The following is a 26,990-nucleotide window of genomic DNA, read 5'->3' as shown; positions in this document are numbered from 1 at the left end:
GCCAGACATGTACATCGCCTTTTTAATCAACGCCTGGGAAGACATCGAACCGGGTAAGAGCTCGACTCTGGTCATGATCCAGGAATGCCTGATGCGTCAGCATAAGGTGGCCCTGCTGTATCCGCAGAATCTGACCGTACGCAACAATGTGGTTCACGGTTTCTCGCGCATCATTCAGCCGATGCAAAAAGTGCCTGAAAGCGTGTCAGCGCTGTATAAGCGGGTGCAATTCGACGAGAAGATGCTGCCGCTGCACGCTTTCGACTGCATCATGGTGCGCAAGGATCCGCCGATTGAACCAACCTTGCTCAGCTTTCTCGATGCGGTCAAAAACGAAACGCTGGTCATCAACGATGTGGATGGTCTGCGCAAGGCCAGCAATAAGCTGTACAACACCACCTTCCACGATCCGTCCAACGACTTCCTGCCGGAAACGCATGTTTCCAAAAACAAGGATTACCTCAAGCGGGTCATCCGCGAGAGCAAACAGGATCGGATGATTCTCAAACCGCTCGATGGCAGTGGCGGCCACGGTGTCATCGTGCTGGAAAAATCGGCCCAGTCGAGCATCAATTCGCTGCTCGATTTCTACATCGATCGCGAACGCAATAACTACGTCATCCTGCAGGAATACATCGAAGGCGCAGAAGACGGCGATGTGCGCGTGCTGATGCTCAACGGCAAGGCCATCGGTGCCTACCACCGCAAACCGGCCGAAGGCGATGTCCGCGCCAACATTCAGGCCGGCGGCAGTGCTCATCCGTGGAAGCTGACCGAGGGTCAAAAGCGGGTTTGTCGTAAGATCGGCCCGAAACTGGTCGCCGATGGTCTCGATTTTGTCGGTCTGGATCTGATCGGTGAACGGCTGCTGGAAGTGAACGTCTGCAACCCGGGCGGCATCACCAATATCAACCGCCTGAGCAAAACCAAACTGCAGCGTCAGGTCATCGATTTCCTTGAAGATCGGGTCAATGAACGTCAGGAAAAACACGCCGAACTGGAGCACCTGATGAAGCGTCTGTCCGATTTGCGTTCCCGTGATCTGCTCGATAACGACCCGACGGACGGATGACGCAAGCCCCCCCAGTTATCGACTGGCTGTCCGACGCCACGCTCAAAGAGTTGTTGGCACGGCCAGACCAGTGCCGGGAGTTATTCGGTACCGCCGCCCTGGTCGAAAAGCTGCTCGACAAGCTCGCCCCGGCCAGCCGCGAAGCCCAGTGGTACCGTCCTGCCGGAATCTGGATGGACTATCGCTGGGTGGCCGCAGGCGGCTTCAAAGGGCCGCCTCAGCAAGACTGGGTGGAGATTGGCTACCGCGTCCATCCCGCCTATCGACAACGCGGCCTTGCCAACGAATTGGTTGGCTGGCTTTGCCAAAGAGCCAGCGCCGTGGCCGAAGTGAAACGAGTGCTTGCCGTCGTCGAAGACGATAATCTGGCCAGCCAGGCGGTACTCAACAGATACGGCTTTAACTACAAAGGTGACTTCCTCAGTGACAGCCAGCAACGACTGCAACGCTGGCAATATCAAATACCCAAGGATTGCTGAACCTCAGTCGGTAAAGACCCGGTTTTCCTGTTCCTGAACGCGGATAAAGGTGGTGCGTTTGGTCAGTTCACGCAGTTCGGAGGCACCGACATAGGTACAGGTCGAACGCACGCCACCCAGAATATCCTGCAAGGTCGCTGCCAGCGGACCGCGATACGGCACCTTGACCGTCTTGCCTTCACTGGCCCGATAGTTAGCAACACCGCCTTGATATTTGCCCATGGCGGTGTCCGAACTCATGCCGTAAAACTGCCGATACTGACGGCCATCGATTTCGATCGGCTCACCGCCGCTTTCATCGTGACCAGCCAACATGCCACCGAGCATGACAAAGTCAGCCCCGGCGCCAAAGGCTTTGGAGACATCGCCCGGACAGGTACAGCCGCCGTCGGATATAACATGGCCGTTCAAACCGTGAGCGGCATCGGCGCATTCAATCACTGCGCTGATCTGCGGATAGCCAACCCCGGTTTTAATGCGGGTGGTACAGACCGAACCCGGCCCGATGCCGACCTTGATCACATCGGCGCCAGCCAGTAACAACTCTTCCGTCATTTCGCCGGTCACCACATTGCCCGCCACTATGGTGTGCGATGGAAACGCCGCCCGCACCTTGGCGACAAATTGCACAAAGTGTTCGGAATAGCCATTGGCCACGTCGACACAGATAAAGGCCAGTCGACTGTCGAGCGCCAGGATGTCACCGAGCTGTTTAAAATCCTGATCGGAGGTGCCTGAACTGACCATCAGACCGGTGCAATCCGCGTCGCTGGCCTGAGTCAGAAACTGACGCCAATCGTCGAGCGAATAATGCTTATGCACCGCAGTAAGCAGTTGCGATTGGGCCAGCGCCGTTGCAGTCGCAAAGGTGCCAACGGTGTCCATATTGGCAGCGATAATGGGCACGCCGGACCACTGTCGCCCACTGTTGCGAAACTGATAGTGGCGCTCCAGCGATACCTGAGAACGGCTACTGAGAGTGGATCGTTTGGGACGAATCATCACGTCCTTAAAGCCCAGCTTGACCTCGTCTTCGACACGCATCATCAAACTCCTGTGGCAATTATCCGAGCGGATGTTTGCAGCATATCAGTGCCTGGATGCGTCACCAATGCTGCCCGTCGACACTCGCTGGGTGTAAACTGCGCCACCATTCACTGGGCCAGCCGAGGTTCAGTCCGCGAACATTTCAGGAGTTGCTCATGCACACCACCCGCCTACCGCTACCGGCGCCAGCGCCAGGCCATCAGCGCTTTTTAACCGTGCACGAATTTGGCCAGGGCGAACACAAAGCTTATCTGCAAGCGGGCTTGCACGCCGATGAATGGCCGGGGCTGCTGACCATCCAGATATTGCTTGAGGAGCTGCAAAAGCTGGATGCGGCGGGTCATATTGAGCAACGCATCGTCATCGTGCCTTACGCCAATCCAGTGGGACTTAACCAACGTCTGTTCGGCAAATTTCCCGGCCGTTTTGATGCCACAACCGGACAGAATTTCAATCGCGGCATGGCCATCGACAGCGATGAGCTGATTGACCGGCTCAGTGATCAACTGGGTGATAACGCAGCCGAAAATGATCAAAAAGTACGCGCTGAACTGCGTCGACTGGTGGCAGAAAAGACCGCCCATTATGAAATCGATGCGCTGCACAAAGCGCTGCTCAGTCAGTCACTTGATGCCACTGTGGTGCTTGATCTGCACTGCGATGATGCCGCCCTGCCGCATCTGTTTTACGGCAATCACCAGAACGACATCGGCAGCCAGTTGGCCGACTGTCTGGGCTTTCCGGTGCGGTTGGAAGAAGACGTGCGCGGCACCGTGGCTTTCGATGGCAGTCATACCCAGCCCTGGGTGCGGGTCGCCAGCGCTTTCAACGCCCCCTTGGATCGACCCTGTTTTGCGGCCACCCTCGAACTGCGTGGTCGACAGGATGTGAATGAAACCTTCGCCCGACGTGACGCCCAGGGCATCCTGGCGTTTCTGGAAAAACAGGGTTTTGTGCGCAACAGCGGCGCCCAGGCACAGGCGAGCGAATTGGGCTTGCCGCCAACCCGCATCAATGTTGATCAGGTCAAAGTCGTATCGTCGAACAGCAACGGTCTGGTGGTGTATCGACGCGAATTGGGTGAGCAAATCCGCCAGGGAGATCATCTGGCTGACGTCGTTCTGCTCGATGGTGAAGGGGCGCAACGTGAGGCGATTTATGCGCCGGCCGATGGTCTGTTATTCGGCCGTACGCAAAGTTACATTGCCTATCCGGGTTCGCAGTTGGCGATGATCGCGACGCAGCAACGCCAGATCAAGCCTGGAACCCAGTTGACTAACTGATCGTCAGTCTTCTTCCTGGTGATAGATTTCCTTAAGCGCCTGTTGCACGTAGGGATGCACCATCTTGGTGACATCTCCACGCAACAGCGAAATTTCCCGCACAAAGGTGGAGGAAATAAAGGAGAACTGTTCAGACGGGGTTAAAAACAGACTTTCGATATCCGGCGCCAGGGCCCGATACATATTGGCCAGCTGGAATTCATATTCGAAATCGCTGACCACCCGCAGACCGCGCAAAATGGTGAAGGCATTTTGCTCACGGGCAAAATCGACCAGCAGATTGCGAAACCCTTCGACCTGGACATTGCCAAAGTCTTTAGTGACTTCGCGCGCCATTTCCACGCGCTGGTCCAGGCTGAATAAAGGCTTCTTCTTGGGGCTGGCGGCAACCGCCACTATCACCTTATCGAACTGGCGCAAGGCACGTTCGACCAGGTCCATATGGCCCAGGGTAATGGGGTCAAAGGTACCTGGGTAAACGACGGTTCGGCTCATTCAAGACTCCGGAGTTTAAACGCCGGCGAATGGTAACCCAGCCGCCATAGGCGCACAAATGCGCGCACTCAGCGCAGTATCAGCCATTGGATCAGGCGGTGAATCCAGCGGCCGTAGGGAGGATAAACCAGCTTCAGGCTGGACCAGCGCCCCTTCACCATCACCGACTTCATCTGCGACAACCGTTCAAAACCCGCCCGATCATGATAGTTGCCCATGCCGCTGGCACCGACACCACCAAAAGGCAGATTGTCCTGGGCAACCTGAATGAGGGCGTCGTTAAACAGCAGCGAACCGCTGTGCGTGCGTTCGCGAAACAGCGGCTTCAAGGTGCGCGCATAACCAAACACATAGAGCGCCAAAGGGCGCGGACGCTGGTTGATAAAGTCAACGGCCGCAGCCGCATCCGCACACGGCAATACCGGCAGCAAGGGTCCGAAAATTTCGTCCTGCATAACAGCACTTTCAGGGTCCACGCCGGTCAGCACCACCGGCAGCAATTTGGCACTGCTATCGTCCAGGTTCGGAGTCGGTCCGGCCCAATGCAACTGCCCGCCAGCCTGTTGAACCTGCTTGAGATAATCGGTTAAACGCTGATGCTGGCGCGCATTAATAATGGCGGAATAATCCGGGCTGAGTCTGGGATCGTCACCGTACTGGCGTTTCACTTCGGCCAGATAAGCCTGGGTAAAGGCAGCGATACGATCCGGCGGACAGAGCACATAATCCGGCGCTACGCAGGTCTGGCCGGCGTTGGTGCACTTGGTGAAAACAAGGCGCCGGGCGGCTTCTTCCACCGGAATACTGGGGTCGACCCAGGCCGGGCTTTTACCCCCCAATTCCAGCGTGACCGGCGTCAGATTTGCTGCAGCAGCGGTCATGATATGGCGGCCGACGGCCGTGGAACCGGTGAACACCAGATGATCGAATGGCAGCGCAGCAAATGCCTGAGCGACGTCCCGCTCACCATTGATCACTACGACTTCATCCGCAGAAAAATAGTCCGCGACCAGCCGAGCCATTAACTCACCATAGCGTGGGGTCAGTTCAGACAGCTTGATCATGCAGCGATTACCCGCCGCCAGCGCCGAAATCAGCGGCCCGCAAGCCAACAACAAGCCATAGTTCCAGGGCACCATAATGCCCACCACACCCAACGGCTGAGACCAGACACCACCGGTTGCCGGCTGATACAGCCAATGCAGCAGGCGTCGTTGCGGCTTCATCCAACGGCGCAGCGAGCGCAGAGTATGATTAATATTGGTGATGGCCGGCAGCACTTCGGCATAGCGCGTTTCATAAAACGCCCGTCCGCCAAAATCGGCATCCAGGGCCTCCGCTATGGCCGCTTCATTGTCCAGAATCAGGCGTTTAAGCTGGCGCAGCCGATGTTTTCGCTCGGCAAGACTGGGATAGGATTGCTGCGCAAAGGCACGACGCTGAGCGTCAAAATCGGTATTGAGATCCGCCACCGTACTGGCTCCTGAGGACAACAAAGGCGACGCTAACAACCAAATGACCGCCGGTCAATTAAGCTGTGTAACGGTACAGCCGCTGCACCACCTCACCGCTGGTTTTCTCTTTGCTCAACTGGAATTGCTCAGGAACGTCAGGCAGCCAACTGACCGGCGCCTCGACGTAGACCCAGGCGTTGTCACGCAACAAAGGCCGAGCCACCAACGCTTTTAATGTGGATTGCCACAGCTGGGCAGCAAATGGCGGGTCCACGAAGACACCATCGAATGGGCCGGCATCGGTACGCGCCAACCAATCCAGCGCATCGGCGGACTGAACCTCGGCATCGGACTGCAACTGTGCCACCGCTGCTTTCAAGGCCGTCACCGCCTGCGGATGTTGCTCAATTAACCAGACCCGCTCGGCCCCTCGCGATGAGGCTTCCAGCCCTAAGGCACCCGTACCGGCATAGAGGTCAGCGACCCGACTGCCAGCCAACTCAAACTGCAACCAGTTAAACAGCGTTTCGCGCTGTCGATCTCCGGTCGGGCGCAAGCCATCGAGGTTGGCGATAGACAATCGCCGGCCGCGATGCTGACCGCCAATCAAACGAACCAGACCAGCACCACGGCCGGGGTTGGGACGATTTCTGCGTGCCATCTAACGGGATTCCATAGTCTGTTGACGTTGTTGATTGACTGCCGCCAGATCCACCTGCGCCAGTCGTTCCGGTTGGCGCAATAAGAAATCCAGTGGCAGCTGATAGACGGCGGTGGTCACCAGGTAACGATGAATCTGATCAGCCCGACGCTCGCGTTGCGCCGCTGCATTGCGATAGGCCGACAGCACCGGCTCCAGTTCTTCTTTGCTGACGGGAGCAAACAGCGACGGCGCCAGGGTCTGGTTAAACAGCACCTGACTGCGGATCGCTCGATGGTCCCAGCGAACCTCAGGCTGATAACCGCCCAAACGTTGCTCCAGCACATCGACCCAGATCAGAAACGCCAGTTGCTCATCACTGCCCATCGGCGGCGCGGTCAGTCGCGATACGGCCGCCGCTGGCTGGATCTCAGTTTGGCGAGCCTCACCCTGCAATTGACCATTTAGCGGTGCCAGCGCCGCCAGCCATTCATCGTTTAACGAACCGGACACGACGATGCGCCGGTTATCGCTGTCCGGCAGCCAATCGACCAGAAAATCGACACTGGTTTCCAGCAACTGCAGCCTGGCCGGATTAACCACTGTGACCACAAATTGCCCACCCTGGCGAGTGAGACTGAGCCCGGTAGAATCACCACTTGCCAAGGTCTGCGCCGGCGCCTGAGGCTGAATGATACTGAGCCAGATTTGCTCAGCTTGCGGTAAATCCACCTGCCAGCGATTAGCGTTCTGTTGAAAATCGATGTCATCCAGTGACCAGCGCTGCTCAACGCTCTGTGCTGAATCCGAATCGGGCTCGCCGCCCAACTGATTTAAAATGAAGATCAGCGGAATGGTGATGTAAATAATGATCCAGAGCGTTCGACGACTGAAATGAAACATGCTCGACCCAGACTGATTGATAATAGCCGCGCACGGCTTGGCGGCGATGCAAAACGCGCTGTGACCCAGCCAACGTTTTGTGGCGACAAATGTACCGAAGCGCCGCTTCAGATGCCACGCTAGACAGATCGCTTTGGCTGGCCGAGCGCTTTTGCTAGCATAGGCCGGCTTGGGGCCGCCATCGGCCTGTCATCTATTAGAAGGTTTGATCCTACATGTTCGGCTTTGGCAAAAAGCGCTCTAACACACCGACCGACACTCCCGATAACGATGCCTCCTGGTTTGGCCGGGTCCGTCAGGGCCTGGGCCGTACGCGAGGCAACCTGACCTCGGGTCTCGCCACCGCCTTAGGTGGCAAGAAGCAGATTGACGATGATTTGCTGGAGGAACTGGAAACCCTGCTGCTCACCGCTGACGTCGGTATTGAAGCAACCAGTGCCATCCTGGAATCTCTCACCAACACTCTCGGGCGTCGTGAACTCAAAGACAGCGACGCCCTGGTCTCGGCTTTGCGTGACACTCTGGTCAGCGAACTGAAAACGGTCGAAGCCCCGTTACAGATTGATCGCAGCAAGGCGCCTTATGTAATTCTGGTTGTCGGGGTAAACGGCGTTGGCAAGACCACGACCATCGGCAAATTGAGCAAGCGCCTGGAAAAAGAGGGGCACTCTGTACTGCTCGCCGCCGGCGATACCTTCCGGGCTGCGGCCGTTGAACAACTCCAGACCTGGGGTGAACGCAATGACATTCCGGTGATCGCCCAGCACACCGGCGCCGACAGTGCCTCGGTAATTTTCGATGCCGTTCAGGCCGCCCAGGCGCGCGATATCGATGTGGTGATCGCGGATACCGCCGGCCGTCTGCACAACAAAGACAACCTGATGCAGGAACTGAGCAAGGTGGTGCGGGTGATGAAAAAACTCGATGACACCGCGCCCCATGAAGTCCTACTGGTGCTCGATGCCGGAACCGGTCAGAACGCCATCAGCCAGGCACAAAGCTTTACCGATGCGGTCAATCTAACTGGCCTGGCGCTGACCAAGCTGGACGGCACCGCCCGCGGCGGTGTGATCTTCGCACTGGCGCGCAAACTGGGTATTCCCGTGCGTTTTATTGGTGTGGGCGAACAGGTCGATGATTTGCGACCGTTCGAAGCTGACACCTTTGTCGACGCGCTGCTGGATCAGGACAGCGAATGATTCACTTCGATCAGGTCAGCAAACGCTATGATGGCGGCCACGAAGCCATCGCCAGTGTCAATTTGCATATCGAACGCGGCGAAATGGTCTTTTTAACCGGTCACAGTGGCGCCGGCAAAAGTACCTTGCTGAAACTGATCATGCGCATCGAAAAGCCCTCTTCCGGCCAACTCAGGGTCAACGGCCATTTGCTCAATCGTTTGGGCAAAAGCCGGGTGCCGTTCTTCCGCCGCGATCTGGGCATCGTCCATCAGGACCATCAACTGCTGATGGACCAGACGGTTTTCGACAACGTGGCGCTGCCGTTAGTGATTGCCGGTGAGCATCCGCGCGATGTCACTCGCCGGGTGCGGGCGGCGCTCGATAAAGTGGGTCTGCTCGAACGCGAAAACTATCGCCCCATTCAACTGTCTGGCGGCGAGCAACAACGCGTCGGCATCGCCCGGGCGGTGGTCCGCAAACCGGCACTGCTGCTAGCCGACGAGCCGACGGGTAATCTCGATCCTGCCTTGTCACGCGACATCATGGCGCTGTTTTCGGAATTTAATCGGGTTGGCACCACTGTGCTGATCGCCAGTCACGACCTGGGCCTGATCGCACGGCTGAATTATCGGGTGGTCTCCTTGCAGGAAGGTCGTCTGCTGACCACGCCGTTCAGTGGAGGCCGTTCATGACCGCACAGCGTCAACAAGCCAAGAACCGCCGCCGTGACGAGCCAGCTCAGGGTGTGACCACCGCCTGGATACGCCATCATCGCGACTGTGCACTATCCGCTTTGATGCGCTTGGTCCGCAACCCGGTGTCCAGTGCTTTGACTTGGCTGGTTATCGCCATCTCACTGACGCTGCCAACGTTATTTTATCTGGCCCTGGCTTCGCTCGAACACCAGACCGAACGCTGGCAGGCCGGTGGTCAGATCACCCTCTATCTGACCGACAGTACCAGTCTGGATGAGGGTCGCACGCTCACCGAAGAACTCGGACAGCGCCCGGAAGTTATCAGCACGCGTTACGTCGGCGCCGATGAAGCCTGGCAGAGTTTCAGCCAGTCACTGACGCTGGATGACGATCGCTTGCAACTGCAAAGTAACCCGCTGCCCGCCAGTATCGTCGTGGTCCCTGATGGTCAAAGTGCCGCCGATCTGGAAGCGCTGCAGTTGCTGATTGAAGGTTTGCCTCAGGTTGAAGATGTTCAGCTCGATCTGGCCTGGATCGACCGGCTGAATCGCTTTCTGGAGCTGATTGCCACTGGGGTTACCGGTCTGGCCATTCTCTTGGGTGTTGCCGTTTTACTGGTCGTCGGCAATACCATTCGCCTGGCCATCGAATCACGCAAAGAAGAAATCCGCATCGTCAAACTACTGGGCGCCACAGAAGCCTTTATCAAGCGTCCTTTTCTCTATTTGGGGCTCTGGTATGGGCTGCTCGGTGGCATCGCCGCCTGGATTCTGGTCAGCGGTATCGCCTGGTGGCTGCATACTCCTCTGAGCGCCTTCCTGGATACCTATGGACTGGACGCTCACGTCACCTGGCTCGACTTTGGCGAAACGCTCATCCTCTTGCTCAGCGCTACCTTAGTGAGCCTGGCGGGGACACATATCGCGTTATGGCGCCACTTGCGCGAAGCCGAACCGCGTTAGATTGATCCACAGCGGCCTGTGCAGCGTAGGTGACTTTGTTCACTGGCAGGTCGATGCAATTTCGCTATCGTTACCATCCAAACTGAACCCTGGTTTTTCAGGTCCTTTACTGGCGATACTAGGGTCGTAACGCGGTTTTCTGATAGTATTAGTGACACATAAACCGCATCCACCGTTACAAACGCGTGATGGGGAGGAGACAACGTGAAACTGAACAGCAGTGTTCCGGCTCTAGCTCTGGATTCTTTGGCTCCGGGCCAAAATTTGGAGTCTTACATCCAATCAGTCAACGCCTTCGATCTGCTGACCGCAGAAGAAGAGAAAGAGTTGGCCGAACGGCTTTATTATCAGGAAGACATCGATGCAGCCCGCCGGTTGGTCCTGTCACACCTGCGTTTTGTGGTTCATATTGCTAAAAGCTATTCCGGTTATGGCCTGAATCAGGGTGACCTGATCCAAGAAGGCAACGTTGGTTTGATGAAAGCCGTGCGTCGCTTCAACCCGGAAGTTGGCGTTCGTCTGGTGTCCTTTGCCGTGCATTGGATCAAGGCAGAAATTCACGAATTTATTCTGCGCAACTGGCGCATCGTTAAGGTTGCGACCACCAAGGCTCAACGCAAACTGTTCTTCAATCTGCGCTCCTCCAAGAAGCGTCTGGGCTGGTTGAATGAGCGCGAAGCTCAAGCCATTGCTGACGATCTGGGCGTCAATCTGAAGACTGTTTATGAGATGGAAGGTCGACTGACGGCTCACGACGCCACCTTCGATGCTCCGACTGACGACGATGACGAAGGCCCGGCACTGTCCCCGGTTCATTATCTGGTGGCCCAGGGTGCCGATCCGGCCGCAGTGGTCGAACAGGAAGACTACGAAACCGACGCCAATGAGCAGCTATTCGCCGCTCTGGCTGACCTGGATGATCGCTCTAAAGACATCATCCAACGTCGCTGGCTGAACGAAAACAAGGCCACCCTGCACGAATTGGCCGATGTTTACGGCGTCTCAGCAGAGCGTATTCGTCAGCTCGAAAAGAACGCCATGAAGAAAGTTAAAAAGGTTATGAGCATCGACTTCTAACCTTCCGGTTTCTTCAGGCAATTATTAAAGCCGCTGTGTTATCAGCGGCTTTTTTACGTTTAAACGAATAGCGAAATCACCATGAATGCAGATTCCCGGCTAATCCTGATCACAGCTGCAACGCTGGCAGGCCTTGGTGTTGCCTTGGGTGCTTTTGGAAGTCATGCCCTGGAAACTCTGGTTGATAGCCAACGTCTGGAGACCTGGCAAACGGCCGTGCGTTATCAACTCTTCCATGCCTTGGCATTGCTGTCTGTTGGCGCCATTCAACTGCAGGCTACCGAACAAAAATTGATTGGCCCCGCTTACTGCTTGGCACTGGGCAGCGTTATATTCAGCGGCAGTCTTTATGCTCTGGTGCTGCTCGATTTGCCAATACTCGGCGCCTTAACACCCATCGGTGGTTTAAGCCAATTAGCCGGCTGGGTTTGGTTTATTTTAATTCTGTGGCGCTGGCGCCCGACTCGATAATCAAAGGATTCATCATGACCGAGGGAAGAGCGCCCATTCAGCGCAAAATTCGTAGTTTTGTCATGCGTACCGGGCGCATGACTGAAGGCCAGAAGTTAGCCTTAGATTCTGGCTGGGATGACTATGGTCTGGAACATAAAATGGGCCTGCTGGATTTGCAGCAAGTGTTTGGCAATAGCGCCCCGGTCATCTTTGAGATTGGCTTCGGCAATGGTGACTCACTGGCTGAGATGGCAAGAGCTCGACCACAGGCCAATTTTATCGGCGTCGAAGTTCATACCCCGGGCGTGGGTCGACTGCTGCATCATATCCAGCAAGATAAACTGACCAATATCCGCGTTTTTCGCGAAGACGCGGTGGAGATATTGCACGACTGTATTCCGGACCACAGCCTGAATTGTGTCCAGCTTTTCTTTCCCGATCCGTGGCATAAAAAACGTCATCACAAACGTCGTATCGTGCAGCCGGAATTCGCGCAATTGTTGCGTCGCAAGCTCGTCCAGGGCGGTACCTTCCACATGGCGACCGACTGGCAAAACTACGCGGAACATATGCTGGAAGTAATGGACGCCGCCGAAGGTTTTGAGAACATCGCAGGCACCGGAAACTATCAAAACGGTCGCCCAGAACATCGCCCCGTGACCAAGTTTGAACAACGCGGCCAACGCCTAGGTCATGGAGTTTGGGATCTGATTTACCGAAAGCTTTAAGCTAAAAAAAGGGCCAGCCTTAGCTGGCCCTTTTAAACTCAGTTATTGATCCAATTCTCAATCAACTGATCATAAGGAACCGTGGTTCCCTGCGGCATTTCATTTGCGAGTTTAGCTTTCGGCGAACCGGGTTGAGATAACCAGTATTCCGGATCCCGTTCTTCATTCAACTTCGGCGCGTATTGATCAAAGACATTCGCCCGCGCCAAACGCGCCATGATGTCATCCATCTCCTCCGCCAAGTTATCCAAGGCTTCCTGAGCACTGATATCACCATTTACCGCCGGTGCCAGGTTCTGCCACCACAGCGGCGCCATACGCGGGTAATCAGGCACGTTAGTGGATGACGGTGTCCACCAGTTTTCGTTCTCACTGCGATAGAACTCAACCAGCCCACCTAGGCGTGGTGCCATGGCCCCAAATTGTTCCGACTCGATATCGGAACGACGAATCGGTGTCAGACCAGTCAACAGCTTTTGCAAGGAAACGGATTTGGCCGTGGTGAATTGCGCAAACAACCAGGCAGCGGTACGGCGATCCTCAGGCGTTGATTCAAAGAACGTCCAGGAACCCACATCTTGATAACCCACCTTCATACCTTCTTCCCAATAAGGTCCGGTCGGTGATGGAGCCATACGCCACAATGGACCCTCGTCGCTGTTGACCGGTAAATCCGGGTCAATCATGTCGGCCGTGAAGGTCGTATACCAGAACATCTGCTGAGCAATATTACCCTGAGCAGGAACCGGACCCGCTTCACCAAAGGTCATCCCCTGGGCTTCGGGCGGCGCATAATCACGTAGCCAATCGACCATCTTGGTCACGGCGAAGATCGACGCTGGAGAGTTGGTTGCACCACCACGGGAAACACTGGCGCCAACCGGATTGCTGTCTTCATCGACACGAATCCCCCAGTCATCCACCGGATTACCAAAGGGCACACCCGGGCTGCCCATGCCGGCCATAGACAACCAGGAATCGTGGAAACGCCAACCTAACGAAGGATCGCGCCGACCATAATCCATGTGGCCATAAACCTTGCGGCCATCAATTTCGCCAACATGCTCGGTAAAGAACTCGGCAATATCTTCGTACGCCGTCCAGTTGGTCGGAACACCCAGGTCATAGCCATAGATGTCACGGAATTGCTGTTGGAAGTCAGCACGCTGGAACCAGTCGTAGCGGAACCAATAAAGGTTAGCGAACTGCTGCGTCGGTAACTGGTAGATGCTGCCGTCTGGGCCGGTGGTGTACTGGATACCAATAAAGTCATCCAGATCGAGTGTTGGCAGGGTATAGTCCGCCCACTCGTTTTCCATGGCCCGGGAAATGTTAGTGGTCACACCGTAACGAATATGAGTACCAATGGCGTCGGAGTCATTGACGAAACCATCGTAAATATTACGACCCGACTGCATTTGCGTCTGCATGGTATCGACAACATCACCTTCACCGATGATGTTATGCGTGACTTCAATACCGGTAATTTCCGCAAAGGCCTTGGCCAAAACATTGGCTTCATACTCATGCGTCGTTAGACCTTCGGCGACGGTGTTAATCTGCATACCACGAAAGGGTTCTGCGGCCTCGGCAAACCATTCCAACTCCGCAATCTGTTGCTCACGGGTCAAGGTCGATTGTTGAAACTCTTCGTCAACCCAGCGCTCAATAACCGCACGTCGGTCTTCTGCCTGAATACTGCCTGATGCCATCAAAGCACTGAGTGCAAGCGTAGATAGGTAGGGGATCTTATTGTTATTCATAGCCACCTCGTTGCTATCGAGAACAGTCATCCTTGACGTTTATCTCGTCCATGATTGTTAATTTGACTTAACCCCAGCGCATTAGAACCGCCATCCATACAGCCGAAGCAGCTAAGGCAAACCAAATTGAGATGTCGGTAAAACCGACAACAGCCAAGTGCAGATAAGCCGCACACAACAGACCAATAAAAAGCCGATCGCCACGAGTGGTGACAATGGGCAGAAAACCTTTTCGTTCAATTGTAGGAACCCACAACTGCCATAGGGTCATCCCAAACAACATCACCGCTATCGCCGTAAAAAAAACGGCTGTTGGTAAGGTCCATACCATCCACTGAAGCATGTCACCTCTCCTTTCAGGTCCGGCCCAGAGCAAAGCCCTTGGCGATATAGTTGCGCACGAAATAAACCACCATGACACCAGGCAGGATGGTCAAAGTGCCGGCCGCAGCCAGCAACGACCAATCAATGCCTGAGGCGCCTCGGGTACGGGTCATGATGGCGCCAATCGGCTGCGCATCAGTTGCGGTCAGCGTTCTGGCCAGCAACAGTTCGACCCACGAAAACATAAACAAAAAGAACAGCGTGACGCCGATACCCGAGCGGATCATGGGAATAAAGACACGGATAAAAAAGCGCGGAAAACTGTAACCATCAATGTAGGCCGTCTCATCCACTTCCTTGGGCACACCGCTCATAAAGCCTTCGAGAATCCAGACCGCCAGCGGAATGTTAAAAAGGCAGTGCGCTAAGGCGACAGCTATATGAGTGTCAAACAAACCCACTGAGTAATAGAGCTGGAAGTACGGCAACAAGAACACCGCAGGTGGCGCCATCAGATTGGTCAGCAGCCAAAAGAAAAGATGTTTATCGCCAATAAATTTATACCGACTAAAGGCGTAAGCAGCTGGCAAGGCGACCAGGATGCTGATCACCATATTAGTAACAACGTACATCAGCGAATTAACATAACCCATGTACCAACTGGGATCCGTTAATATTTCAATATAACTGGCAAAGGTCAGGTTCTTCGGAAATAACGAAAAGCCCGAGAGAATTTCGGTATTGGTCTTAAACGACATGCTAACCAACCAATAAATAGGCAGCAGCAGAAAAACCAAAAACAACCCGAGCAGGAATCGTTGTCGCCAACGCTGAAAATTAGGACTGTTAACGGATCTGCGTTTAGCAAAAGCGACTTTAGGCGCTGTCGAATGATGATTTGAAGTCGTCATAAGCTTACCTCGACTGCGACGTGTTCTTGTCACGTCCCATATTTAGGATGGCCACGTAGAAGCAATAGCAGACCGCTAAAATGATCAGGAAATAAATAATGGAGAAAGCGGCAGACGGACCCAGATCCTGTTGCCCAATGGCCATAGTCGTTAACGTCTGACTAAGAAAGGTCGTCGAGCTTCCGGGTCCACCACCGGTTAAAACGAAGGGTTCGGCATAAATCATGAAGGAGTGCATAAATCGCAGCAGCACACCAATGACTAATACATTGGTCAGTTTGGGCAGTTGGATATATCGGAAAATGGCCCAGCGTGATGCTCGATCGATTCGAGCCGCCTGATAATAAGCTTGAGGAATCGCCTGCAATCCGCTGTAACACAACAGCGCGATCAATGGTGTCCAATGCCAGACATCCATCAATACAATGGTCGCCCAGGCATCGCCATCATTACGCGTAATATTATAGGCATACCCCAGTTCCCGAAGGCCAACGCCGGCCAGGCCAATATCAGTGCGGGTAAAAATCAGCCAGATGGTTCCGACTACATTCCAAGGCACCAATAAAGGCAGCGTTACCAGAATCAAAACTAAAGATGCGCGCCAACCGTTCTTGGGCATCAGCAAAGCAACCCCGATCCCCAATGGCACTTCGATCGCGAGAATTGTGAATGAGAAAATAAATTGCCGGATAAGCGCTTGCTGCAGTTGGCTATCCTTAAGAATGTCCTTAAACCATTCCGTGCCAACGAAATAAGCACTGCTGCCCAAAATATCCTGAACCGAATAATTAACAACGGTCATCAGTGGAATAATGGCCGAGAACGCCACCAGTAGCAGCATGGGCAAGACCAAAAACCAGGCTTTATTGTTCTCTACTTTATTCATCTTCACCTCCCACCCGGTACTCATCCACGTAGATATTCAACCATTGCTCAGGAAAGCTGACGTAGGCCTTTTGCGAAGGAACCGCTTGATCCTCGTTCAAGCGGGCTTTGACGATCTGATCCCCTAAAAAGAACGACAGAATCCGATAGGTACCCAGGTCTTCAACATCCTGCACCTCAACTTCGAAAGCCTCGTCATTGGGGTCATCCCAGACATGAATAAACTCTGGCCGTATACCCGCCTTTATATTGGAGGAACCGGAAGCGATAGCAGTCTTCAGCCGATGCGGATTAGCAGGAATCTTCAAACCTGAGAAATGAACACTATGGGCATCAACCGTCACTTCTAAAAAGTTCATACCCGGACTTCCAATAAAGAAACCTACGAAGGTGTGTGCTGGGCGTTCAAATAACTCCCTTGGCGTCCCGAACTGAACAATCTGACCGTCGTACATAACGGCAATTTTCTCAGCAAAGGTCGAGGCCTCAAGCTGATCATGCGTCACGTAAATCATGGTGATGTTGAACCGCTCATGGATTTGCTTGAGCTTGCGGCGCAGCTTCCATTTCAACTGAGGGTCGATAACGGTTAACGGCTCATCGAATAAGATGGCTGATACATCATCACGTACCAATCCTCGCCCCATCGACACTTTTTGTTTTTCATCGGCACTGAGGTTCTTGGCCTTGCGATGTAGCACAGAGGTTAATTCGAGAATGTCCGCAACTTCATGAACCTTGGCGGGGATCAGGTGCTTGGCCATACCGATGTTTTTCAACGGAAAGGCCAGGTTGTCATAGACCGTCATGGTGTCGTACACCACCGGAAACTGAAAAACCTGCGCAATGTTGCGTTCTTCCGGCGACAGTTCGTTTACACGCTCGGTATCGAATAACACCTCGCCTTGCGAAGGACTCAGCAAGCCCGAGATGATGTTCAGCATGGTTGACTTGCCACAGCCTGAAGGCCCCAATAAGGCGTAAGCACCGCCCTGATGCCAGACATGATCCATTTGCCGAATGGCATAATCGGAGTCAGAACCCGGCTTGGCATCGTATGTATGCGCCAGACTGCGTAAGATTATTTCCGCCATATCATCGACCTCCTAAACGTGTCGGCACATGCACAACAGCGCCGGTCGAGTCGAAGACATAAATTTTGTGGGTCGGGAAGTAGACTTTCACTTCCTGATCAACGGCATACTCGTGCACACCCGACAGGTGCAAAATCAGCTCAAATTGCTCACTGCGCACGTGCAGAAAGGTTTCTGAACCGCTGATCTCGGCGAGGTCGACACGCACCGTCAGTTCGAGGTCATCATCGGCGTGTGGCACCAGGCCAATGTGTGATGCCCGCACGCCAAATTGGTAATTGCCTGGCTTGAGCCCGCTTAAATCCTGATTCAGTTTGAAGTGCACCGATTCATCAAAAGTCACCTCCGATTCCGTTACTCGGCCAGCAACAATATTGATCGGCGGCTCGGAAAACATCTGGGCGGTAAGGATGTCTTTGGGGCGGTGATAAACATCGGGTGTTTTTCCGTATTGCAGCAACTCACCTTCATGCAGAACGGCGGTGTGACCACCCAGAGCCAATGCTTCATTCGGTTCGGTCGTGGCATAAACAGCGATGCAGTGCTTGGCTTTAAACAATTCGCGCAATTCCTCACGGAACTCTTCGCGCAGTTTGTAATCGAGATTAACCAGGGGTTCGTCAAAGAGTATCAGGTCGGCATCTTTAACCAGTGCTCGTGCCATTGCCGTGCGCTGCTGTTGACCACCAGAGAGCTCCAATGGAAAACGTTCCAGATGGGATTCGATATGCAGCATTTGCGCAGTTTCACGCACGCGTCGGTCAATAACCTTTTTCGGCAACCGGGCCAGACGTAATGGTGACGCTATATTTTCGTACACTGTCTGGTCAGGGTAGTTAATGAACTGCTGGTAGACCATCGACAGGTTGCGCTTACGAACGGGCATTCCGGTCACATCGACACCGTTCATAATAACGGAGCCAGACGTCGGACGTTCCAGGCCGGCCATCAGCCGCATTAAGCTGGTTTTACCAGCCAGAGTGCGCCCAAGCAGCACATTAAAGGAACCCGGCTCCAGCGTCAGACTGATGTCTTTGATCCATTCCTGACCGCCAACGGCTTTGCTAACGCGCTCAAGGGTTAAGGACATTGCTGTTTCTCTTTGTTGTTATTTTTGGTGCCTGCTGTTCATTGAAGTGTCAGCAGGTCGCCTTTTCAGCGTTCTTCACCCGTTGTTACAACTTCAGTGCCAACAATACGAAACAAAACGAACAAATTTTTATTGTCATATTTTTCAAATAGTTAGCGAAATTTAAAAAGATGAGTGCGCAAAGAACACTTTTTCAAGCTGTTCATTTATGTTCATATTGAAACAGTGCTGTTCAACAGTTGTTCAGTCTTATGAACAGTAGCCGTTGAACAGATTTCAGGTATGCTGGAAGCGCCTGATAAGGCTGGAAGAAGTACAACAATAACGAAACTTCTACCTGAGAATGGCAATGACAGAGATGGATGAGGCCCTGCTCCAGGGCTTGCAATCGACCCAGTCAGATACGGCTGACTTACCCCACCATAAAGTCATCGAGAACTCCTGGTCCCGGTGCGAATCTTATGGTTTATCACACAGCAGTCAGCCGCAGTTTGGCGAGGTTCGCCGAGGTCATGTGGCCGCTTTACTCGACGAACATCACAACCTAGTACACACCACTGAAAACGAGGTTCTGCCCCATTACCAGAACATTCTGTCCAACTCGGCCTGCCTGATTGTTCTGGCCGACAACCAAGGACAAGTGCTGAATACCTGGGGATCGAACCGGTTCCATGAAAGCGACCGTCACGGCTTGCTTCCGGGTTACCAATGGCGCGAAGTGGGCACCGGAACCAATGCTATCGGTACCGCCTTAGCAACCGGCCAGGCCGTCCAGGTGAGCCGGGACGAACATTTTCTGCGCGCGAATCGTTATATGGTCGGTTCAGCCTCGCCGATTTACGACACACACAAAAAAATGATCGGTGTGCTCGATATTTCATCCGATGCTTATTTGCCTCAAGATCACACCCTTGGCATGGTAAAACTGATGTCGCTGAGTGTTGAGAATCAGTTGATCTATGCCGCGTTCCAGCGGGAACACTTTATTGTCACCTTCAGCGCCAACATCAGTGGGCTGGATTCTCATTGGTCCGGCATGCTGGTGTTAGATGACAGTGGCAAGGTTATCTCCGCCAACCGGCGCGCTTGGGCAATGCTGGCACAAGACCTGGCGCTGCTGAACATCGAACAAATATTCAATTGCCGTTTTCTCGAATTATGTCATCAACCCGCCAACACGCCTCTATCATTAAAGGCGTTCGGTCGCTATCACACCTGGGTAAGGGTGCAGCCGCCATTAGCTCCAGTACTGAAAATACCGGATTATCGACAGGCACAAACTGAGGATAAACCAACAAAATCTAACGCGGCCACTTTTACTAAACATCACCAACTGCCCGCCGATGTTGTGCCATTTGATGAATTAGAACATGGCGATCCTGTCGTTCGGCAGGTCCTGCTTCAGCTCAGCAAGGTCATCGAAAAAGATATTCCGGTACTGATTCATGGCGAGACCGGGGCGGGAAAAGAAATACTGGTCCGGTCACTGCATTACCACGGCAGTCGCAGTAACAAGAACCTGGTCGCGGTAAACTGTGCCTCTATTCCTGCTGATCTGATTGAGTCCGAACTCTTTGGCTATCACAAAGGTGCCTTTACCGGTGCCAGCCAGGATGGCGCTATCGGTTTAATCCGACGCGCCGATGGCGGCACGCTGTTTCTCGATGAGATCGGAGAGATGCCAATTGCCATGCAAGCAAGGTTACTGCGGGTTCTCCAGGAAAGGGTTGTGACCCCACTGGGATCAACCGAAACCTATCCAATCGATATCCGGCTAGTTTCTGCGACTAATCGCGACCTGAAGCAAGCCGTGCAGCAAGGCACTTTTCGTCAGGACCTGTATTACCGATTAGCCGGACTGAATGTCACCATACCACCTCTTCGGCAACGCACGGATAAAGCGGAACTCATCAACTACGCAACGCAAAGACTGCATCCAGGAAACCCCAGTCAAACACGCTTGTCACCCGCCGTGTTGGATCTCTTTCTACAACACCCTTGGCCCGGCAATATGCGTCAGTTAAGCAACGTTTTGAAAGTCGCCAGTGCGATGAGCGACGACGGTCTCATTAAAGCGGAACATCTGCCTAAAGATTTTTACGACGATTTAAATACACCACCAGAATGTAAACAGCCTCAGGCACCGGATAGCAATCCGGCAGATACTATTCAGACATCGCAGGCAGAAAAGATACGAACCTATTATCAACAGACCGGAGGCAATATCAGTCGAACAGCTCGCCTGGCTGGAGTCAGTCGTAATACTGTTTATAAATATCTACGCTGAAACAGCCATGATGCATTGCTGATTACAAATTACCGACGGCGCAACAACACGGCTATCAGTTCAGGTGAGCAGCCCTGGGAACCTGTGAGGACAAGAGGGCATTATTAATAACGCTCATGCTGCTGTAAAAGTCAGTGTCTTCTAGGCCAGAAAAATAGTCGCCAATTAACCGATCACCCTGAAATACCTTCAAGCCCACACCGCGTCCCATACCCCCAGATTCGACAACATAGTAGTAATAGTCGCCGTTATTAAAATAAAACATCTGCTCATATACACGGCCAATGCTTTGCTCAAAGTATGCAAAGGGGTGTTCAACAGTAGCTGTATGTTCCAGCCCTACCTCACCAATCGCGCCATAGCGATAGGTCAGGCTTTCATCCGTCATGCACAGTGACAAAACCTTATCCGTCGGCTGAAGTTCATAACTAAGACCAGACTCGGTGTTTCTATTAACCTTCTGCATTTTGGCTGACAGATAGACACGTTCTCCCGCCAGGCAATGATGCGCGAGCGCCTGTATTTCAACAGCACCCTGATCATGGCCAACACCAATAGCCTCAGTGCTAACCGGCTCTGGGTGCGTTTTAGTGTCGGCATCTGAAGCGGGATTACAGCCAGCCAAAAGTATGACCGCCAGACTTTTAAGACCAGCGTTCCATAAACTATTCATAATCTTACCTAGCAAGAGATATCCAATAACTCTAACAACTTCAATGCGTCGAAGAGAGTTAAAAATACGGTGGGATTAGCAAGCAGACATAAAATGTTGTTACCGGATTCCAGGCAATAAAAAAATCGACCCGTCGGACCACCCGAACCATCTCTGGTCCGGGGCGGTATTAAAAGCTTGACGAGGACTTGGCCGGCATCCCGGGACTCGTAGAGTAGGACATCGTCGTCCCCCGGTTTCCAGGCAATAAAAAACCCCGAACCATCTCTGGTCCGGGGCGGTATTAAAAGCTTGACGATGACCTACTCTCACATGGGGAAACCCCACACTACCATCGGCGAGGCTGCGTTTCACGACTGAGTTCGGCAAGGAGTCAGGTGGTTCCACAGCTCTATGGTCGTCAAGCAAACTGGTTGGTGGCTGTTGTTCTTTGCTGTCTGCAACGAAGCCCTTCTTTACTCGGCTCCTGTCAACAACGCACCCAATTCGCTCTGATTGACACGTTTTCTCATCTTTCTTACAGCTAGCTAGCTTTCTAGCTTTCTTTCTCACCAGCCGTCTTCGTCCGATCGTCCAAGTGTTCTATAGCTCTATCTTTGTTGCGTCCAAGCCGCCAACACCCCTTGGGCGTTATATGGCCAAGCCGCACGGGCCATTAGTACTGGTCAGCTCAACGCCTCACAGCGCTTACACATCCAGCCTATCAACCAGGTCGTCTTCCTGGGCCCTTTAGGAGACTCGAAGTCTCAGGGAAAACTCATCTTGAAGGGGGCTTCCCGCTTAGATGCTTTCAGCGGTTATCCCGTCCGAACGTAGCTACCGGGCAATGCGATTGGCATCACAACCCGTACACCAGGGGTTCGTCCACTCCGGTCCTCTCGTACTAGGAGCAGCTCTTCTCAGTTTTCCAACGTCCACGGCAGATAGGGACCGAACTGTCTCACGACGTTCTAAACCCAGCTCGCGTACCACTTTAAATGGCGAACAGCCATACCCTTGGGACCGGCTTCAGCCCCAGGATGTGATGAGCCGACATCGAGGTGCCAAACACCGCCGTCGATGTGAACTCTTGGGCGGTATCAGCCTGTTATCCCCGGAGTACCTTTTATCCGTTGAGCGATGGCCCTTCCATACAGAACCACCGGATCACTATGACCTGCTTTCGCACCTGCTCGACCTGTCCGTCTCGCAGTCAAGCACCCTTGTGCCATTACACTAACCGCATGATTTCCGACCATGCTTAGGGTACCTTCGTGCTCCTCCGTTACTCTTTGGGAGGAGACCGCCCCAGTCAAACTACCCACCACACACGGTCCTCGCCCTGGATCACAGGGCTGAGTTAGAACCTCAAACTTGCCAGGCTGGTATTTCAAGGTCGGCTCCACATGGACTGGCGTCCACGCTTCTAAGCCTCCCAGCTATCCTACACAAACAAGTTCAAAGTCCAGTGTGAAGCTGTAGTAAAGGTTCACGGGGTCTTTCCGTCTAGCCGCGGATACACTGCATCTTAACAGCGATTTCAATTTCACTGAGTCTCGGGTGGAGACAGCGCCCCCATCGTTACGCCATTCGTGCAGGTCGGAACTTACCCGACAAGGAATTTCGCTACCTTAGGACCGTTATAGTTACGGCCGCCGTTTACCGGGGCTTCGATCAAGAGCTTCGCCTAAGCTAACCCCATCAATTAACCTTCCGGCACCGGGCAGGCGTCACACCGTATACGTCCACTTTCGTGTTTGCACAGTGCTGTGTTTTTAATAAACAGTCGCAGGGGCCTGGTATCTTCGGCTGGCCTCAGCTCCAGTCGTAAAGACCTTCACCTAACACCAGCGTGCCTTCTCCCGAAGTTACGGCACCATTTTGCCTAGTTCCTTCACCCGAGTTCTCTCAAGCGCCTTGGTATTCTCTACCTGACCACCTGTGTCGGTTTTGGGTACGGTTCCGGTGTACCTGAAGCTTAGAGGCTTTTCCTGGAAGCTGGGCATCAGTGACTTCGCGTTCCGTAGAACGACCGTCATCGTGTCTCAGGATTGTGGAACCGGATTTGCCTAATCCCACTCCCTACTCACTTGAACCAGGACAACCAACGCCTGGATCACCTAGCCTTCTCCGTCCCCCCATCGCAGTACACCCAAGTACGGGAATATTAACCCGTTTCCCATCGACTACGCTTTTCAGCCTCGCCTTAGGGGCCGACTCACCCTGCTCCGATTAACGTTGAACAGGAACCCTTGGTCTTTCGGCGTGGGAGTTTTTCACTCCCATTGTCGTTACTCATGTCAGCATTCGCACTTCTGATACCTCCAGCATGCTTCTCAACACACCTTCAACGGCTTACAGAACGCTCCTCTACCACTTGTGGAATTCCTTAAACCCACTGTTCTTGCGCTCGCATCATCCCAGCCTCACCGAACTCAACGTTCGGGAACGCTTGGCTTCCGCTTCGCTCCAGCAAGCTTAAGTGAATTCCACAAGTCCGTAGCTTCGGTACCATGTTTGAGCCCCGTTATATCTTCCGCGCAGGCCGACTCGACTAGTGAGCTATTACGCTTTCTTTAAAGGGTGGCTGCTTCTAAGCCAACCTCCTAGCTGTCTAAGCCTTCCCACATCGTTTCCCACTTAACATGGATTTTGGGACCTTAGCTGACGGTCTGGGTTGTTTCCCTTTCCACGACGGACGTTAGCACCCGCCGTGTGTCTCCCGGATAGTACTCTACGGTATTCGGAGTTTGCATGGGGTTGGTAAGTCGGGATGACCCCCGAGCCCAAACAGTGCTCTACCCCCGTAGGTATAAGTCCGAGGCGCTACCTAAATAGCTTTCGAGGAGAACCAGCTATCTCCCGGCTTGATTAGCCTTTCACTCCGATCCACAGGTCATCCCCTAATTTTTCAACATTAGTGGGTTCGGTCCTCCAGTTGATGTTACTCAACCTTCAACCTGCCCATGGATAGATCGCCGGGTTTCGGGTCTACATCACGCGACTGGACGCCCAGTTAAGACTCGCTCTCGCTACGGCTCCCCTATACGGTTAACCTCGCCACGTAATGTAAGTCGCTGACCCATTATACAAAAGGTACGCCATCACCCCCGAAGGGGCTCTGACTGCTTGTACGTACAGGGTTTCAGGGTCTATTTCACTCCCCTCTCCGGGGTTCTTTTCGCCTTTCCCTCACGGTACTGGTTCACTATCGGTCAACTGGGAGTATTTAGCCTTGGAGGATGGTCCCCCCGTCTTCAGTCAGGATACCACGTGTCCCGACCTACTCGATTTCACACCGTTGAGCTTTCGTGTACGGGGCTATCACCCACTATGGCGGTCCTTTCCAGAACCTTCCACTAACTGGCCCGGTGCTTAAGGGCTGGTCCCCGTTCGCTCGCCGCTACTGAGGGAATCTCGGTTGATTTCTTTTCCTCGGGGTACTTAGATGTTTCAGTTCCCCCGGTTCGCCTCTTGCTCCTATGTATTCAGAACAAGATACCCGCTAAAAGCAGGTGGGTTTCCCCATTCAGACATCTCCGGATCACAGGTCGTTTGCCACCTCCCCGAAGCTTTTCGCAGGCTACCACGTCTTTCATCGCCTCCAGTTGCCAAGGCATCCACCCTGTACGCTTAATCGCTTGACCATATAACCCGAAGGAGTGTCCCCACCGAAGTGGCTTCACGCTTCAAGCTTATGAGCGACGTCTTGAACGACAAAGATATTGCTACGCTTGGTTTTAATCAGACTTCTTTCTTTGAGAAAACTTCAATCAGATTGTTAAAGAACGCCTAAAGGCCAAATCGATCGCTCGATTCAGCCTCTAAGAAGTAATTCGTTGTGGACACTTGCGAGTCTAGGTTTAAGGAGGTGATCCAACCCCAGGTTCCCCTAGGGTTACCTTGTTACGACTTCACCCCAGTCATCAACCACACCGTGGTGAGCGCCCAATGTTAAGCTACCCACTTCTGGTGCAATCAACTCCCATGGTGTGACGGGCGGTGTGTACAAGGCCCGGGAACGTATTCACCGTGACATTCTGATTCACGATTACTAGCGATTCCGACTTCATGGAGTCGAGTTGCAGACTCCAATCCGGACTACGACCGGCTTTTTCAGATTAGCTCCACCTCGCGGCTTCGCAACCGTCTGTACCGGCCATTGTAGCACGTGTGTAGCCCTACTCGTAAGGGCCATGATGACTTGACGTCGTCCCCGCCTTCCTCCGGTTTGTCACCGGCAGTCTCCTTATAGTCCCCGACCGAATCGCTGGCAAATAAGGATAAGGGTTGCGCTCGTTACGGGACTTAACCCAACATTTCACAACACGAGCTGACGACAGCCATGCAGCACCTGTCACTGCGTTCCCGAAGGCACCAAGGTATCTCTACCAAGTTCGCAGGATTTCAAGAGTAGGTAAGGTTCTTCGCGTTGCTTCGAATTAAACCACATGCTCCACCGCTTGTGCGGGCCCCCGTCAATTCATTTGAGTTTTAACCTTGCGGCCGTACTCCCCAGGCGGTCGACTTATCGCGTTAACTTCGCCACCAAGTCCTTAAAGGTCCCAACGGCTAGTCGACATCGTTTACGGCGTGGACTACCAGGGTATCTAATCCTGTTTGCTCCCCACGCTTTCGCACCTCAGCGTCAGTATCAGCCCAGAGTGTCGCCTTCGCCACTGGTGTTCCTTCCGATCTCTACGCATTTCACCGCTACACCGGAAATTCCACACTCCTCTGCCGTACTCAAGCGAGCCAGTTTTGAATGCCATTCCCAGGTTGAGCCCGGGGCTTTCACATCCAACTTAACTTGCCGCCTACGCGCGCTTTACGCCCAGTAATTCCGATTAACGCTCGCACCCTCCGTATTACCGCGGCTGCTGGCACGGAGTTAGCCGGTGCTTCTTCTGACAGTAACGTCAATGATCTCGGGTATTAACCGAAACCCCTTCCTCCTGTCTGAAAGTGCTTTACAACCCGAAAGCCTTCTTCACACACGCGGCATGGCTGGATCAGGGTTGCCCCCATTGTCCAATATTCCCCACTGCTGCCTCCCGTAGGAGTCTGGGCCGTGTCTCAGTCCCAGTGTGGCTGATCATCCTCTCAGACCAGCTAGAGATCGTCGCCTTGGTGAGCCTTTACCCCACCAACTAGCTAATCTCACGCAGGCTCATCCAGTAGCGAGAGCCGAAGCCCCCTTTCCTCCGTAGAGATTATTCGGTATTAATCCGGATTTCTCCGGGCTATCCCCAACTACCGGGCAGATTCCTACGCGTTACTCACCCGTCCGCCGCTCGTCAGCAACTAGCAAGCTAGTCCTGTTACCGCTCGACTTGCATGTGTTAGGCCTGCCGCCAGCGTTCAATCTGAGCCATGATCAAACTCTTCAGTTTAAAGTCTGGCAAAGCATCCAAAGACACTCCGCCTTTACTCATGACTCGTTCGCAAGCTCATTCGAACCTAAGTTCGAATAAACGCCTCTCAGAATTTCTGACAGGTCACTTGTCGATCGAGT

At 53.6% G+C, this 26,990-nt stretch carries 22 protein-coding genes and 3 rRNA genes; 10 read left to right on the top strand and 15 right to left on the bottom strand.

All coding sequences use genetic code 11. The features are described 5' to 3' along the window. Nucleotides 1-7: 7 nt before the first annotated feature. On the top strand, nucleotides 8-1,072 hold the full coding sequence (gene gshB / locus ACXAE6_RS10020; RefSeq protein WP_475147082.1) for a glutathione synthase: 1,065 nt from the start codon (nucleotides 8-10) through the stop codon (nucleotides 1,070-1,072). After that, nucleotides 1,069-1,551, top strand: coding sequence for a GNAT family N-acetyltransferase (locus ACXAE6_RS10015; protein ID WP_475147080.1), 483 nt, complete (start codon nucleotides 1,069-1,071; stop codon nucleotides 1,549-1,551). Before gshB ends, ACXAE6_RS10015 begins: the two co-directional genes overlap by 4 nt. A 3-nt stretch (nucleotides 1,552-1,554) precedes the next feature. Here ACXAE6_RS10015 and ACXAE6_RS10010 read toward each other — a convergent pair whose 3' ends face one another. Continuing rightward, entirely contained in the window at nucleotides 1,555-2,595 is a 1,041-nt protein-coding gene (locus tag ACXAE6_RS10010) for a GMP reductase (RefSeq protein WP_475147077.1), read from the bottom strand. A gap of 158 nt (nucleotides 2,596-2,753) precedes the next feature. Here ACXAE6_RS10010 and ACXAE6_RS10005 point away from each other — a divergent pair, with 158 nt between their 5' ends. Further along, the gene (locus ACXAE6_RS10005; protein ID WP_475147074.1) at nucleotides 2,754-3,881 is read left to right on the top strand and encodes a succinylglutamate desuccinylase/aspartoacylase family protein; all 1,128 of its coding nucleotides are present in this window, start codon (nucleotides 2,754-2,756) and stop codon (nucleotides 3,879-3,881) included. 3 nt (nucleotides 3,882-3,884) lie between these two features. Here ACXAE6_RS10005 and coaD read toward each other — a convergent pair whose 3' ends face one another. From coaD to ACXAE6_RS09985, 4 genes are all read right to left on the bottom strand, one after another. Continuing rightward, a complete protein-coding gene (gene coaD / locus ACXAE6_RS10000) occupies nucleotides 3,885-4,376 on the bottom strand; it encodes a pantetheine-phosphate adenylyltransferase (protein WP_392806169.1) in 492 nt (163 codons plus the stop codon). Between the two features lie 68 nt (nucleotides 4,377-4,444). Further along, nucleotides 4,445-5,848 (bottom strand): coniferyl aldehyde dehydrogenase, encoded by a 1,404-nt coding sequence (locus ACXAE6_RS09995; RefSeq protein ID WP_475147071.1) that lies wholly within the window; start codon nucleotides 5,846-5,848, stop codon nucleotides 4,445-4,447. Between the two features lie 58 nt (nucleotides 5,849-5,906). Further along, nucleotides 5,907-6,491 carry a 16S rRNA (guanine(966)-N(2))-methyltransferase RsmD gene (gene rsmD, locus ACXAE6_RS09990; RefSeq protein ID WP_475147068.1) on the bottom strand — a complete coding sequence of 195 codons (585 nt, stop codon included), beginning with the start codon at nucleotides 6,489-6,491 and terminating at the stop codon, nucleotides 5,907-5,909. Next, entirely contained in the window at nucleotides 6,492-7,373 is an 882-nt protein-coding gene (locus tag ACXAE6_RS09985; RefSeq protein ID WP_475147060.1) for a hypothetical protein, read from the bottom strand. A gap of 215 nt (nucleotides 7,374-7,588) precedes the next feature. Here ACXAE6_RS09985 and ftsY point away from each other — a divergent pair, with 215 nt between their 5' ends. The 6 genes from ftsY to trmB all read left to right on the top strand — a co-directional run bounded on the left by ftsY (nucleotide 7,589) and on the right by trmB (nucleotide 12,469). Then, a complete protein-coding gene (ftsY, locus tag ACXAE6_RS09980) occupies nucleotides 7,589-8,572 on the top strand; it encodes a signal recognition particle-docking protein FtsY (RefSeq protein WP_475147057.1) in 984 nt (327 codons plus the stop codon). Beyond that, complete coding sequence (gene ftsE, locus ACXAE6_RS09975; protein WP_392806185.1) at nucleotides 8,569-9,246, top strand: cell division ATP-binding protein FtsE; 678 nt, start codon at nucleotides 8,569-8,571, stop codon at nucleotides 9,244-9,246. Before ftsY ends, ftsE begins: the two co-directional genes overlap by 4 nt. Then, nucleotides 9,243-10,211 (top strand): permease-like cell division protein FtsX, encoded by a 969-nt coding sequence (gene ftsX, locus ACXAE6_RS09970; protein WP_475147054.1) that lies wholly within the window; start codon nucleotides 9,243-9,245, stop codon nucleotides 10,209-10,211. The genes ftsE and ftsX overlap by 4 nt, the downstream gene beginning before the upstream one ends. A 204-nt stretch (nucleotides 10,212-10,415) precedes the next feature. After that, complete coding sequence (gene rpoH, locus ACXAE6_RS09965) at nucleotides 10,416-11,288, top strand: RNA polymerase sigma factor RpoH (protein WP_392806191.1); 873 nt, start codon at nucleotides 10,416-10,418, stop codon at nucleotides 11,286-11,288. A gap of 81 nt (nucleotides 11,289-11,369) precedes the next feature. Further along, a complete protein-coding gene (locus tag ACXAE6_RS09960) occupies nucleotides 11,370-11,759 on the top strand; it encodes a DUF423 domain-containing protein (RefSeq protein ID WP_475147052.1) in 390 nt (129 codons plus the stop codon). A 14-nt stretch (nucleotides 11,760-11,773) separates the two neighbouring features. Beyond that, the gene (trmB, locus tag ACXAE6_RS09955) at nucleotides 11,774-12,469 is read left to right on the top strand and encodes a tRNA (guanosine(46)-N7)-methyltransferase TrmB (protein ID WP_475147050.1); all 696 of its coding nucleotides are present in this window, start codon (nucleotides 11,774-11,776) and stop codon (nucleotides 12,467-12,469) included. 38 nt (nucleotides 12,470-12,507) lie between these two features. Here trmB and ACXAE6_RS09950 read toward each other — a convergent pair whose 3' ends face one another. The 6 genes from ACXAE6_RS09950 to ACXAE6_RS09925 all read right to left on the bottom strand — a co-directional run bounded on the left by ACXAE6_RS09950 (nucleotide 12,508) and on the right by ACXAE6_RS09925 (nucleotide 18,536). Continuing rightward, complete coding sequence (locus ACXAE6_RS09950; RefSeq protein ID WP_475147048.1) at nucleotides 12,508-14,232, bottom strand: ABC transporter substrate-binding protein; 1,725 nt, start codon at nucleotides 14,230-14,232, stop codon at nucleotides 12,508-12,510. Nucleotides 14,233-14,299: 67 nt separating this feature from the next. Next, on the bottom strand, nucleotides 14,300-14,575 hold the full coding sequence (locus ACXAE6_RS09945; RefSeq protein ID WP_475147046.1) for a DUF2160 domain-containing protein: 276 nt from the start codon (nucleotides 14,573-14,575) through the stop codon (nucleotides 14,300-14,302). Nucleotides 14,576-14,588: 13 nt separating this feature from the next. Then, nucleotides 14,589-15,467 (bottom strand): carbohydrate ABC transporter permease, encoded by an 879-nt coding sequence (locus tag ACXAE6_RS09940; RefSeq protein ID WP_475147042.1) that lies wholly within the window; start codon nucleotides 15,465-15,467, stop codon nucleotides 14,589-14,591. Between the two features lie 4 nt (nucleotides 15,468-15,471). Continuing rightward, a complete protein-coding gene (locus ACXAE6_RS09935) occupies nucleotides 15,472-16,353 on the bottom strand; it encodes a carbohydrate ABC transporter permease (RefSeq protein ID WP_475147040.1) in 882 nt (293 codons plus the stop codon). Continuing rightward, nucleotides 16,346-17,446, bottom strand: a complete 1,101-nt coding sequence (locus tag ACXAE6_RS09930; protein ID WP_475147037.1) for an ABC transporter ATP-binding protein — start codon at nucleotides 17,444-17,446, stop codon at nucleotides 16,346-16,348. The genes ACXAE6_RS09935 and ACXAE6_RS09930 overlap by 8 nt, the downstream gene beginning before the upstream one ends. A 1-nt stretch (nucleotide 17,447) precedes the next feature. Continuing rightward, a complete protein-coding gene (locus ACXAE6_RS09925; protein ID WP_475147035.1) occupies nucleotides 17,448-18,536 on the bottom strand; it encodes an ABC transporter ATP-binding protein in 1,089 nt (362 codons plus the stop codon). A 349-nt stretch (nucleotides 18,537-18,885) separates the two neighbouring features. On the opposite strand from ACXAE6_RS09925, the gene ACXAE6_RS09920 reads away from it, so the two are divergent. After that, the gene (locus tag ACXAE6_RS09920) at nucleotides 18,886-20,823 is read left to right on the top strand and encodes a sigma-54-dependent Fis family transcriptional regulator (RefSeq protein WP_475147031.1); all 1,938 of its coding nucleotides are present in this window, start codon (nucleotides 18,886-18,888) and stop codon (nucleotides 20,821-20,823) included. Nucleotides 20,824-20,878: 55 nt separating this feature from the next. On the opposite strand, the gene ACXAE6_RS09915 is transcribed toward ACXAE6_RS09920, so the two are convergent. From ACXAE6_RS09915 to ACXAE6_RS09900, 4 genes are all read right to left on the bottom strand, one after another. Continuing rightward, a complete protein-coding gene (locus tag ACXAE6_RS09915; protein WP_475147027.1) occupies nucleotides 20,879-21,496 on the bottom strand; it encodes a hypothetical protein in 618 nt (205 codons plus the stop codon). A 289-nt stretch (nucleotides 21,497-21,785) separates the two neighbouring features. Further along, nucleotides 21,786-21,901 (bottom strand): 5S ribosomal RNA (rrf, locus tag ACXAE6_RS09910). A 229-nt stretch (nucleotides 21,902-22,130) separates the two neighbouring features. Beyond that, nucleotides 22,131-25,122 (bottom strand): 23S ribosomal RNA (locus ACXAE6_RS09905). Nucleotides 25,123-25,339: 217 nt separating this feature from the next. Beyond that, a 16S ribosomal RNA gene (locus ACXAE6_RS09900) occupies nucleotides 25,340-26,868 on the bottom strand. The 16S, 23S and 5S rRNA genes sit together here, the layout of an rRNA operon. Between the last annotated feature and the right edge of the window lie 122 nt (nucleotides 26,869-26,990).

It is taken from the genome of Saccharospirillum sp. ABV4_185 (assembly GCF_056159245.1).
The sequence above is the reverse complement of the archived record's forward strand: the minus strand, read 5'-3'. Positions and strand labels throughout refer to the sequence as shown.

Coding starts and splice junctions, on each gene's coding strand:
- ACXAE6_RS10015 (WP_475147080.1), top strand. CDS start 1,069: ATGACGCAAGCCCCCCCAGTTATCGACTGGCTGTCCGACGCCACGCTC.
- ACXAE6_RS09915 (WP_475147027.1), bottom strand. CDS start 21,496: ATGAATAGTTTATGGAACGCTGGTCTTAAAAGTCTGGCGGTCATACTT.
- rsmD (WP_475147068.1), bottom strand. CDS start 6,491: ATGGCACGCAGAAATCGTCCCAACCCCGGCCGTGGTGCTGGTCTGGTT.
- ACXAE6_RS09935 (WP_475147040.1), bottom strand. CDS start 16,353: ATGAATAAAGTAGAGAACAATAAAGCCTGGTTTTTGGTCTTGCCCATG.
- ACXAE6_RS09960 (WP_475147052.1), top strand. CDS start 11,370: ATGAATGCAGATTCCCGGCTAATCCTGATCACAGCTGCAACGCTGGCA.
- trmB (WP_475147050.1), top strand. CDS start 11,774: ATGACCGAGGGAAGAGCGCCCATTCAGCGCAAAATTCGTAGTTTTGTC.
- gshB (WP_475147082.1), top strand. CDS start 8: ATGTACATCGCCTTTTTAATCAACGCCTGGGAAGACATCGAACCGGGT.
- ftsY (WP_475147057.1), top strand. CDS start 7,589: ATGTTCGGCTTTGGCAAAAAGCGCTCTAACACACCGACCGACACTCCC.
- ACXAE6_RS09985 (WP_475147060.1), bottom strand. CDS start 7,373: ATGTTTCATTTCAGTCGTCGAACGCTCTGGATCATTATTTACATCACC.
- ACXAE6_RS09930 (WP_475147037.1), bottom strand. CDS start 17,446: ATGGCGGAAATAATCTTACGCAGTCTGGCGCATACATACGATGCCAAG.
- coaD (WP_392806169.1), bottom strand. CDS start 4,376: ATGAGCCGAACCGTCGTTTACCCAGGTACCTTTGACCCCATTACCCTG.
- ACXAE6_RS10010 (WP_475147077.1), bottom strand. CDS start 2,595: ATGCGTGTCGAAGACGAGGTCAAGCTGGGCTTTAAGGACGTGATGATT.
- ftsX (WP_475147054.1), top strand. CDS start 9,243: ATGACCGCACAGCGTCAACAAGCCAAGAACCGCCGCCGTGACGAGCCA.
- ACXAE6_RS10005 (WP_475147074.1), top strand. CDS start 2,754: ATGCACACCACCCGCCTACCGCTACCGGCGCCAGCGCCAGGCCATCAG.
- ftsE (WP_392806185.1), top strand. CDS start 8,569: ATGATTCACTTCGATCAGGTCAGCAAACGCTATGATGGCGGCCACGAA.
- ACXAE6_RS09925 (WP_475147035.1), bottom strand. CDS start 18,536: ATGTCCTTAACCCTTGAGCGCGTTAGCAAAGCCGTTGGCGGTCAGGAA.
- ACXAE6_RS09940 (WP_475147042.1), bottom strand. CDS start 15,467: ATGACGACTTCAAATCATCATTCGACAGCGCCTAAAGTCGCTTTTGCT.
- ACXAE6_RS09950 (WP_475147048.1), bottom strand. CDS start 14,232: ATGAATAACAATAAGATCCCCTACCTATCTACGCTTGCACTCAGTGCT.
- ACXAE6_RS09945 (WP_475147046.1), bottom strand. CDS start 14,575: ATGCTTCAGTGGATGGTATGGACCTTACCAACAGCCGTTTTTTTTACG.
- ACXAE6_RS09920 (WP_475147031.1), top strand. CDS start 18,886: ATGACAGAGATGGATGAGGCCCTGCTCCAGGGCTTGCAATCGACCCAG.